The following is a 9,859-nucleotide window of genomic DNA, read 5'->3' as shown; positions in this document are numbered from 1 at the left end:
GGGGGCAGGTGGGGTCGTGAGCCGGTTCCCGGGGATCAGCCTGCACCGCGGTGACATCACGACGGACCGCGACGTCGACGCGATCGTCAACGCGGCCAACGAGTCGCTGCTCGGCGGTGGCGGAGTCGACGGCGCCATCCACCGGGCGGCCGGTCCCGGGCTGATCGAGGAATGCCGGCGGCTCGGTGGGTGCCGGACCGGCGACGCGAAGATCACGGGTGCCGGGCGACTGCCCGTTTCGTACGTCATCCACACGGTGGGCCCGATCTGGCACGGCGGCGGAGCAGGGGAGCGCGCGCTGCTGACGTCGTGCTACGAGCGCACCGTCGAGGTGGCCGCGGAGCACGGCTGTGCCCGGCTCGCCTTACCGGCCGTGTCGTGCGGGGTGTACGGCTACCCGCTCGAGGAGGGGGCCGAGGTCGCGGTCACGACGGTCGCGGCCGCGATGGCGCGGTTCCCGACGGTCGTGCAGGCGCGCTTCTGGCTCTTCTCCGAGGCGACGTATGCCGCCTTCGTCCGGGTCATCGAGGGCTGAGGGGTGGAGTGGTGGGCGCCCGGTAGTGAGTGCCGGGTTGTGGGTTCAGGGTTGGTGGGTTCAGGGTTTGTGGGTTCAGGTGGTGGGGTCGGCGTGTCGCGGCGTGCGGTCATTGACCTCGAACACGTGTTCGGTACTGTGATCCACAAGGTCGATCGCCGGATGTGCGCCGTCCACAGGGCCGTCTCGTGGAGCAACCCGGTGTCGGTGGTCCGACCTAACGTCTGACTCGACAGCGCACGACACGAGCCGTTCGCCCGAGGGTCGCAGGTAGACGACCGCACCAGGGACGGCAGACAGGTGATCGACATGGCAACGGCGCAGGACAAGGACAAGGCCCTCTCCACGGTGATGGGCCAGATCGAGAAGAGCTACGGCAAGGGCGCGGTGATGCGCCTCGGCGACGACATCCGCCCGCCCATCGAGGTCATCCCGACCGGCTCGATCGCGCTCGACGTCGCCCTCGGCATCGGCGGTCTGCCGCGCGGCCGCGTCGTGGAGATCTACGGACCGGAGAGTTCGGGCAAGTGCCTCACGGCGGACACGTATGTCTGGTCCGACCGTGGCCTGGAGACCATCGCAGAGCTCTTCGAGCGGACCGGACAGCACGCCTCGTGCACCTCACGGGTGACGGGCGTGAGCGGGCTTGGGATGCGCGTGGTCAACGAGCGAGGCGAGCTCGAGGCGGTCGCTGCCACGACGCACAACAACCGCAAGCCGGTGCTGCGCATCCGCCTCAGTTCGGGTCGCACGGTCAGCGCGACCCACAACCATCCCCTGCGCGTCATCAACGAGCGGGGAACCATCGTCTGGCGTGCGGCGGGCAGGTTGGCCCTTGGCGACACACTGGTCTCGGCGCTCTTCGGTGCCGAGGAGGCGGCTCTCGGCGACGGGATCAGCGAGGACGAGGCCGTGTTGCTCGGCTACCTCGTAGCCGAGGGCACGCTCGGTGAGCAGAACCGGCATGCCGTGCGATTCACCAGCTGGGACCCGGAGGTCGCCACGGAGTTCTCAGGGCTGATGGAGGCCCTGTTCGGCAGCACGGTGAAGCACTATGCCGACCGTGAGCACGTCATCCACGACACCGCCCTGCGCCAGCGGCTCGCCGACGAGTACGGCCTGGCGTTTGTCAACGCACCGGAGAAGTCTGTGCCCCACCGGGTCCGCACGGCGGGAGCAAAGGCCCAGCGCGCCTTCCTGTCTGCCTTGTTCGAGGGCGACGGATGGATCGACACGTCCTCGACCGTCGGACTCGGCACCGCGTCACTTCAGTTGGCTGAGCAGGTCCAGCTCATGCTCTACGGCCTTGGTGTGCCCGCGACGTTGCAGACCTGCTTCAACAAGACATATGAGCGGGACTACTACAGCATCATCGTCAACTCGAGCGCGGTGCACCGCTTCCTGGACGTCGTCGGCTTCCGCTCGGCCCGTCGTGCCGCGCAGGTCGAGGCAAGCTTCCGGCCGTCGTCCCGCGATCCCCAGCGGGAGAACGTCCCGCACCAGAGTGCGCGCATCGCCGACCTGCGCGACTCCATCGGAGGAGACCGGGAGTTCGATCGGGTTGCCGGTGACCTGTTTCGTACGGATCTCGACCTCCGCTGCTCGCGGACTCGACTCATCAAGGTCGTCGCCTGGGCCGAGGCGCGTCCCGAGCGGATCACGGACGGGGCTCGTGCACTGATCGAGGACCTGAAGTCGCTGGCCGCACAGCGCTACACCTATGAGGAGGTCGTTGCCATCGACGACGGTGGCGAGCAGCCGACCTTCGACATCGTGGTGCCGGGCTCCCACAGCTTCCTGGCCAATGGGGTGCTGTCGCACAACACGACCGTGGCGCTGCATGCCGTGGCCAACGCGCAGCGGGGAGGGGGCATCGCGGCGTTCATCGACGCCGAGCACGCCCTCGACCCCGAGTACGCCAAGAAGCTCGGTGTCGACACCGATGGCCTGCTCGTCTCCCAGCCCGACACCGGGGAGCAGGCACTCGAGATCGCCGACATGCTGATCCGCTCCGGCGCGCTCGACATCATCGTCATCGACTCGGTCGCGGCCCTCGTGCCCCGAGCCGAGATCGAGGGCGAGATGGGCGACAGTCACGTCGGCCTGCAGGCCCGCCTCATGAGCCAGGCCCTGCGCAAGCTGACCGGTGCGCTGAACAACACCGGCACGACAGCGATCTTCATCAACCAGCTCCGGGAAAAGATCGGAGTCATGTTCGGGTGCGTCAGCTACAGCACCCGAGTGACTCTCGCCGACGGGTCGACCGAGAAGATCGGCAAGATCGTCAACCAGAGGCTGCCCGTCGAGGTGCGCACCTACGACCCGGAGACGAACGAGATCGTCTCTCGCCCGGTGACCGACTGGTTCGACAACGGCGACACGCAGAGATTCCTCCAGTTCACCGTCGAGAAATCCGGTGGCAACGGCCGCTCACAGTTCGCCGCGACGGAGAACCACCTGGTACGCACTCCTGGCGGGTGGCGCGAGGCGTGCGAGATCATCGTCGGCGACCGGGTCATGGTCAACGAGACGGCTCGCCTGAGCCGGCAACAGTGGCAGCTCATCTTCGGCGGACTCATGGGTGATGGCCATCTCGCCCCCAACCGTCAGGGTCGTCACGGCGTGCGCTTCCGAATGGGCCATGGGGCCAAGCAGGTGGACTACCTCGACTGGAAGGCCGGTCTGTTCGCCAACATCGGGCAGACCCGGACTGTCCGGCCGGACGGCTCGGTCCATGTCGACCTGACCCCGCTACCTGAGCTCGGTGAGCTGCGTGAGGTCATGTACTGGGGCGACGGCAAGAAGCACCTGACTGAGGACGTCATCAAGCGCATCACACCCCACGCCCTCGCGATCTGGTACATGGACGACGGGACGTTCGCCCTGCGATCGAAGGGACTTCAGCAGCGGACCGCTGGTGGAAGCGGCCGGATCGAGGTCTGTGTGGAGGCGATGAGCCATGGGAGTCGAGAGCGGCTTGTCGCGTTCCTGCGAGACATCCACGGGGTCGAGTGCAAGGTCTCGCTCCGTGGTTCCCGGCAGAAGGCCGTTCTCCAGATGACGACGGCAGGCACCGCTCGGTTCCAGGAGATCGTGGCGCCCTACATCCACCCGTCGATGGACTACAAGCTGCTGCCACGATTTCGTGCTCAGTTCGCCGTTGAGCCCGAGTTTGTCGAGCCCACCCAAGTGCTTGTTCCGGCTCGAGTTCTCGACGTCCACGTCAAGCCGAAGACTCGTTCGATGCGCCGGTTCGACATCGAGATCGCCGGGACGCACAACTACTTCGTCGACGGTGTCATGGTGCACAACAGTCCCGAGACGACCACCGGCGGCAAGGCGTTGAAGTTCTATGCGTCGGTCCGGCTCGACGTCCGGCGCATCGAGACCCTCAAGGACGGCACCGAGCCGGTCGGCAACCGCACCCGGGTCAAGGTCGTCAAGAACAAGGTCTCGCCGCCGTTCAAGCAGGCCGAGTTCGACATCCTCTACGGTCAGGGCATCTCTCGCGAGGGTGGCCTCATCGACATGGGCGTCGAGCACGGGTTCATCCGCAAGGCCGGCGCCTGGTACACCTACGAGGGCGACCAGCTCGGGCAGGGCAAGGAGAACGCCCGCAGCTTCCTCAAGGACAACCCCGACCTCGCCGACGAGATCGAGAAGAAGGTCAAGGAGAAGCTCGGGGTCGGTCCCCGCGTCGACCAGCCGGCCGACGGCGCGGACGTCCCTGTCGAGTTCTGACCCGACGCCTCATGGGTGACTCGAACAGCGACCTGACCCAGGCCGCCAGGCTGGCCCGCGCCGCGGCCGCCCTCGCGAGAGCCGGGGTGCGGGCCGGCAACGCCGCCGCGCACCTCGAAGGCGGCGACGCCGTCGCAGGGCTGCCGTCCAGCGCTGAGCGGGCGGGACCGGAGAACGACGGCAGGGGGGATCGCCGGAGAGGGCGCAGCCAGACTCCGCCGCCGCCCGAGGATCCGCAGTCGGTTGTCCCGGACGCGGATCCCGAGGCGGTGGCGCGGGCGATCGTGCTGCGGCAGCTGAGCACGGCGCCGCGGAGCCGGACCCAACTCGAGAAGAAGCTGCGTCAACGTGGCTGCGAGGACGGCGTGGCCGCGCGGGTCCTCGACCGGATGACCGAGGTCGGACTCGTCGACGACGAGGCCTACGCGGAGATGCTCGTCCGGTCGAGGTCGCAGACCAAGGGCTTGTCCCGCACCGGCCTTGCCCACGAGCTGCGCCAGCACGGCATCGACAAGGAGATCGCCGAGGAGGCCTTGGGCGGGCTCGGGATCGAGGACGAGCGGGCCCGAGCCGAGCAGCTCGTCTCGAAGAAGCTCCGCACCATGCACGGCGTCGACCCCGACACGCAAGCCAGACGACTGGCCGGCCTGCTGGCCCGCAAAGGCTACCCCGGCGAGATCGCCTGGCCCGTCATCAGAGACGCTGTCAACAATGCCCACGAGCACCGGCGAGACTGACCGCTCCGGGGGGATCAGCGCGAGGATGTGCGGGTCCAAGGGACTGGCCGATGAGGCGGTCCCCAGGGCCGGCTTGCCAGCTCGGGAGTTGGCGCAGGTCGCTTGACCTGCCAGGCGCGCCCGACGTTCACGTGCTCAAGCGCCGGGCGAACTCGGCGTCGATCCTGTCCTGCCGGTCCACCAGATGCCCGATGTCGGGTGCCAGTTCGTCCGCGTCGGCCAACAACGCGGCCGCGCGGTCGGTGTCTGCACGTTGTGCGGCGAGTCGAGCGAGGGCATCGAGGGCGTGGATCTGCACCTCGAGGTTCGTGTCGGAGCGCGCCTGCTCGAGCACCTTGAGCAGGAGTGTCTCGTCCTCGCGCATCGAGGCGAGGAGACAGGCGGTGAGGAGAGCGAAGTCGCCGCCCCCCGCGGAGCGGTACCAGCGGTCGTTCTCCACCAGCAGGGCCATGGCTCGGTCGGGCTCGTCGTGGCGGCGCAGGCACCGGGCCAGGTTGAGGCGGGCGGTAGCGGTCAGCCGCCCATCGCCGACGGCGACGGCGTCGGCGATGGCGCGTTCGTATGAGGCGATCGCCGTAGCGTCGCCGAGGCGGTCTTGGATGCGACCGAGCGTCGCGCGGTGCAAGGCGGCCTGGCCCCGGAACCCCATCAGCTGGGACTTGTCGGCCGCTCGTTCGAGGGCGACGGCAGCCTCCTCGAGCCGCCCCTCGGCTTGCGCGATACCGCCGAGGATGGCCTCGCCGTGCACCATGCACCACGAGTCCCCGATCGGTTCGAGAATCTCGACGGCCTCGGCGGCGTCGCGGGCAGCGGTGCCCGTGTCGCCGAGCATGAGGGAGCCGTAGGCAGCCAGCAGGAGACTCCCGGCGGTGCGCCAGGACAGTGAGCGAGCCCGGTAGGTCGCCAGACTCGCGTTCGCGGTCTCCAGGACGACCCCGGGGCGTCCCTGCTGGATGGCCAGGAACGCCTGGTGGCGGTCGGCGTCCGCGAGCAGGACTTCGTCGTCGAGGGACTCGAGCAGTGCCCTGGCGGCGTCGAGGTCGTCCCTCGCGAGCTCGACGTTGCCGGCCGACGCCTCGAGCCATCCGGCGAGCAGACACCCGTAGGCGCGTTCGGCCGCCGCGGCCTCGTCATGCAGGGCGTTCCGCACGCGGGTGGCCCCCGCCGGACCGTCCCCGAGGACGACCCAGGTCCAGCCGAACCCGGTTGCGATGCGGGTGCCGAGCCCCGGGTCGTGCTCGGCGCACCAGGCGAGAGCGAGGTCCACGTTCGCCCGTTCGGCTCGCGCGACCGCCAGGCACTCAGGCTGGCGTGAGCTGCGCACGTGCTCGTCGCACCAGGCCGCCGCGGCGGCGTACCACCTGGCATGCGCGGCCGCGCATGCCTCCGCCTGCCCCGACTCGAGGAGCCGTTCGACGGCATACGCGCGAATACTGTCGAGCAACCGGTAGCGCACCTCGCCACCCTCGCCCTCGTCGACGATCACCAGCGATCGGTCGACGAGACGGCCGACCGTGTCGAGTACCGCGGCGGCCGGGACCCCCAGGACCGCCGACACGTGCTCGAGCGCAGACAGCGACCCGCTCCCGGCGAAGCGCGCCAGGGCCATCAGGGCGCGCTGGTCGTCGGGGAACAGCAGGTGGTAGCTCCACTCAATCGCAGCCTCCAGCGCGCGGCGGCGTTCCGGTCGCCGGCTCGTCGGGTCACGCAGCAGCGCGAAACGGTCGTGCAGCCTACGGGAGATCTCGCGGACCGACAGCGACCGCACCCGGGCCGCCGCGAGCTCGATCGCCAGCGGCAGCCCGTCGAGCGAGGTGCACACCTGCTCGATCACCTCGCTCGTCTCGTCGTCGAGTGCCAGCTGACGGCGCGCTTCCCTGGCCCGCGCCGCGAACAGTGCGACGGAGTCCTCCTGCGTCAAGGGTGCGAGGTGGTGGACGTGCTCACCCTCGACCCCGAGCGGCACTTGACTGGTCGCGAGCAGCCGCAGCGTGGGTACGGCGTCCATCAGCCATTCGGCCAGAGCCGCCGCCTCGACCACGAGATGTTCGCAGTTGTCGAGAAGCAACACGGAGTCGGAGCCCGCCAACCGCTCCCGCAGGGCCGGTTCGCCGCCGTGCACGTGCATCGTCTCGGCCACGACCTGAGCCAGCCGGGAGGTCGCGTCGACAGCATCCAGCCGCACCAGCCAGACACCGCCCGGTGCCGTGAGCTGGGCGGCGACCTCGACCGCGAGCCGGGTCTTGCCCACACCGGCGGGTCCCACGACGATTACCAGGCGGTGACGATCGACCGCGTCAGCCACCGCTGCGCATTCCTTCTCGCGGCCGACGAGCGTGTCGGGCGCGGTCGGAAGGTTGCCGGGCAGCGCCACCGCGTGTGCTCGTCCGGTGAGCTGCACGCTCTGGCGTAGCACCTGCTGCTCGAGCCGCCGCAACGCCGTACCCGGTTGGATGGCGAGCTCCTCGCGCAGTGCTCGCCGCACCCGCCGGTATGTCGCCAGGGCCTCCGCCTGCCGGCCGGCCCGGTACAGGGCAGTGATGAGGGAGACCCACAGGCCTTCGCGCAGCGGATGCTGACCCACGAGCATCTCGAGCTCGCCCACGACGTCGCCGCCGGCCCCCAGGTCCACGCGGGCGGCGATGGCATCCTCGATCAGGCCGAGCCGCACCTCCTCCAGCCGCGCGCGGTGCGGGCCTGCCCAGTCGCCCATCTCGAGCAGGACGTCGCCACGAAACAGCGCCAAGCCTTCGAGCGCCTGCTCCAGTGATGCGGCGGCGTTGCCCGCCGCCCGAGCCGTCGACGACGCGGACGCCAGGTCGGTCGCGCGCGTCGCGTCCACCGCCTCCTTGGGTACCGCGAGCAGGTAGCCCTCGGCCGACCCCACGACCAGATCCTTGTCGCCGAGGGCACCGCGCAGCTGGGACACCTTCGACTGCAAGGTGTTGCGTCCAGCCGGCTCGGCCCAGAGCTCCTCGAGCAGCGCGTCGGCGCGGACGCGGACCCCGGCGTCCAGCGCCAGCCGGGCGAGCAGCTCGCTGGTCTTGCCGGCCGGCACCTCCAGTCGCACGCCGTCCCGGCATGCCTGCACCTCGCCGAGGAGCCGGACGATGAGCACCACTGGACGATTGTCCCCCATCAGACCGTCGTCAGTGCCTCGTCAGCGGTCCGGGTGACCCTCTTCCCGTGACCGACGTGAACGACGAGAACGACGAGGCAGCAGTGCTCCTGCGGCTGATCGGCGCAGACCCGGCCGCCAACGACGAGGTGCTTGCGCTCGTGCCCGGGACCCGCTCGGCCAGCGTGCTGACGGCCGCGGCCCTGTTGTCGCGCGACCCGGACATGCTGGCTCGCGCGGCGCAGCTCGCACTCGCCCCGCGCGAGCGCCAGCTGGTCGCTCTAGCGGACGCACACCTGCACGGGCAGGCAGACCTGTTCGACGGTCTCGTGCGCGACCACCTCTCCGAGCACCCCGATCACCTGCTGGCGGCCTGGATCGCCAGCCGACCCCTGTGAGTCTTGAGAGGGACGATCATGACCGACATCGCCACAGCCCCGCTGGAACCCTCGACGGTGGGGATCGTGGGCCGCTGGATGGTCTCGTTCGCCGGCTTCCCGTTGGGCGGCGATCGGCCTCGCTGCGGGCCTGGCTGTCGGCACCGCGATGGTCCGCTTCGGCACGGAGCTGGAAGGTCTGGTCACCCAGGGCGCGATCAGCGGGTTCGCCGTCGGAGCGGCTCAAGCCGTGACCCTGCTCCCACGTTCCGGGCCCATCGCCCTCCTCTGGCCCGTGTGGCTCGCGGGCGTCTGGGCGGTCGGTTGGTCGGTCACGACCGCCATCGGGGTCGAGGTCGGCGACCGGTTCACGGTCTTCGGCTCCGCGGGTGCGGTCGCGGCCGCTCTGCTCACCTGCGCCCTGCCCGTTCTCCTCGTCCATCGCACACCCAAGGAGAGCCGATCATGAGCTGTCCATCGGATGACCTCGTCACCCCGCTCGACGTGGCCCTGGCCACCACCTTCCAGTGGTATGCCGCCCGCGCGGCCATGCCCGTCTGACCCGCACACCTCGACCGGAGGAAGCCATGAACGACCGCACCCTCGCCCGACGCGCCGGTACCGCCCTGGGACTCGCCTCGATGCTCGCCATCGCGGGGTTCACCGTGCTCGGCTCGGTGTTCGAGTACCCACAGATCCTCGAACAGCCGACCGCCGAGATCCTCGCCCTCTACCGGGCGAACCAAGTGCCTGTGATGACCTGGTTCGTGGTGCTCGTGGTCAGCGCCGGGTTGATGGCGCCCGCCGGCATCTGGCTCGGCAGGATGACCGGCGGGCGTCTCGGCCGCTGGATCACGGCCGTCGGCGTCGCGGCAGCGACCGTCCAGGTGATCGGCCTGCAGCGTTGGGTCACGATGGTGCCCGGCATCAGCCAGGACGCGCTGGACCCCGCGCAGCGCGCAGACGCCGAGAGCCGTCTCGAGTTCCGGCACGTGCTTGTCGGCAAGGTGATCGGCGAGACCATCGGCTACGCCTTGACCGCCACGTTCACCGTGCTCGCCGTCGTCGCCCTTCGCCGGTCGGTGCTGCCACGCTGGCTCGCGGTCGTCGGGTACGTCGCTGCCGGCCTCATCGCGACCGGCGTGGTGATCCCGCTGCTCGAGTGGGCGAGTCTGACCAACTTTGCCGGGTATGTCGTCTGGTGCATCTGGCTGCTCGCCGTGTCAGCCCTGCTGTGGCGAGTGCCGGCACTGACGGCGTCGGTCGACGTCGCGTAAGGCCCACTCGGGCCCCGTCCGCTCCCGGGACAGCTGCGCCGGCCCGGGCGCTCCCGGGACAGCTGCGCCGGCTC

The 9,859-nt window shown here is 69.7% G+C and carries 7 protein-coding genes and 4 pseudogenes; 10 read left to right on the top strand and 1 reads right to left on the bottom strand.

Annotation, left to right across the window (positions count from 1 at the left end; translation table 11 throughout):
- Positions 1–16 precede the first annotated feature (16 nt).
- The 7 genes and pseudogenes from L0H79_RS06340 (at position 17) to L0H79_RS06310 (ending at position 5,013) form a co-directional block, all read left to right on the top strand.
- Positions 17–535: an O-acetyl-ADP-ribose deacetylase gene (locus tag L0H79_RS06340; protein ID WP_301483733.1), complete on the top strand. Its 519-nt coding sequence runs from the start codon at positions 17–19 to the stop codon at positions 533–535.
- Between the two features lie 309 nt (positions 536–844).
- Positions 845–1,063, top strand: a pseudogene (locus tag L0H79_RS06335) (DNA recombination/repair protein RecA); the annotation flags it as partial.
- Positions 1,037–2,356 (top strand): annotated as a pseudogene (locus L0H79_RS06330) (LAGLIDADG family homing endonuclease); the annotation flags it as partial. The pseudogenes L0H79_RS06335 and L0H79_RS06330, both read left to right, overlap by 27 nt.
- 3 nt (positions 2,357–2,359) lie before the next feature.
- Positions 2,360–2,992: pseudogene (locus tag L0H79_RS06325) on the top strand (recombinase RecA); the annotation flags it as partial.
- A 60-nt stretch (positions 2,993–3,052) separates the two neighbouring features.
- Positions 3,053–3,607 (top strand): annotated as a pseudogene (locus L0H79_RS06320) (LAGLIDADG endonuclease); the annotation flags it as partial.
- Positions 3,593–4,276 carry a hypothetical protein gene (locus L0H79_RS06315; protein ID WP_367652436.1) on the top strand — a complete coding sequence of 228 codons (684 nt, stop codon included), beginning with the start codon at positions 3,593–3,595 and terminating at the stop codon, positions 4,274–4,276. The pseudogene L0H79_RS06320 and the gene L0H79_RS06315, both read left to right, overlap by 15 nt.
- Before the next feature lie 11 nt (positions 4,277–4,287).
- On the top strand, positions 4,288–5,013 hold the full coding sequence (locus tag L0H79_RS06310; protein ID WP_301483730.1) for a regulatory protein RecX: 726 nt from the start codon (positions 4,288–4,290) through the stop codon (positions 5,011–5,013).
- 127 nt (positions 5,014–5,140) lie between these two features.
- On the opposite strand, the gene L0H79_RS06305 is transcribed toward L0H79_RS06310, so the two are convergent.
- Positions 5,141–8,134 carry a BTAD domain-containing putative transcriptional regulator gene (locus tag L0H79_RS06305; RefSeq protein ID WP_301483729.1) on the bottom strand — a complete coding sequence of 998 codons (2,994 nt, stop codon included), beginning with the start codon at positions 8,132–8,134 and terminating at the stop codon, positions 5,141–5,143.
- A gap of 65 nt (positions 8,135–8,199) precedes the next feature.
- Between L0H79_RS06305 and L0H79_RS06300 the strand changes: the two genes are divergently transcribed.
- The 3 genes from L0H79_RS06300 to L0H79_RS06290 all read left to right on the top strand — a co-directional run bounded on the left by L0H79_RS06300 (position 8,200) and on the right by L0H79_RS06290 (position 9,785).
- Positions 8,200–8,529, top strand: a complete 330-nt coding sequence (locus L0H79_RS06300; protein ID WP_301483728.1) for a hypothetical protein — start codon at positions 8,200–8,202, stop codon at positions 8,527–8,529.
- A 148-nt stretch (positions 8,530–8,677) separates the two neighbouring features.
- Positions 8,678–8,977, top strand: a complete 300-nt coding sequence (locus tag L0H79_RS06295) for a hypothetical protein (protein WP_301483727.1) — start codon at positions 8,678–8,680, stop codon at positions 8,975–8,977.
- A gap of 118 nt (positions 8,978–9,095) precedes the next feature.
- A complete protein-coding gene (locus L0H79_RS06290; RefSeq protein WP_301483726.1) occupies positions 9,096–9,785 on the top strand; it encodes a DUF4386 family protein in 690 nt (229 codons plus the stop codon).
- The last annotated feature ends 74 nt before the right edge of the window (positions 9,786–9,859 follow it).

The organism is Intrasporangium sp., assembly GCF_030452765.1.
In the GTDB taxonomy this organism is placed as follows: Bacteria; Actinomycetota; Actinomycetes; order Actinomycetales; family Dermatophilaceae; genus Intrasporangium_A.
This window is presented reverse-complemented; position numbering and strand designations above follow the sequence as displayed.

Coding starts and splice junctions, on each gene's coding strand:
- L0H79_RS06315 (WP_367652436.1), top strand. CDS start 3,593: ATGACGACGGCAGGCACCGCTCGGTTCCAGGAGATCGTGGCGCCCTAC.
- L0H79_RS06310 (WP_301483730.1), top strand. CDS start 4,288: ATGGGTGACTCGAACAGCGACCTGACCCAGGCCGCCAGGCTGGCCCGC.
- L0H79_RS06295 (WP_301483727.1), top strand. CDS start 8,678: ATGGTCCGCTTCGGCACGGAGCTGGAAGGTCTGGTCACCCAGGGCGCG.
- L0H79_RS06290 (WP_301483726.1), top strand. CDS start 9,096: ATGAACGACCGCACCCTCGCCCGACGCGCCGGTACCGCCCTGGGACTC.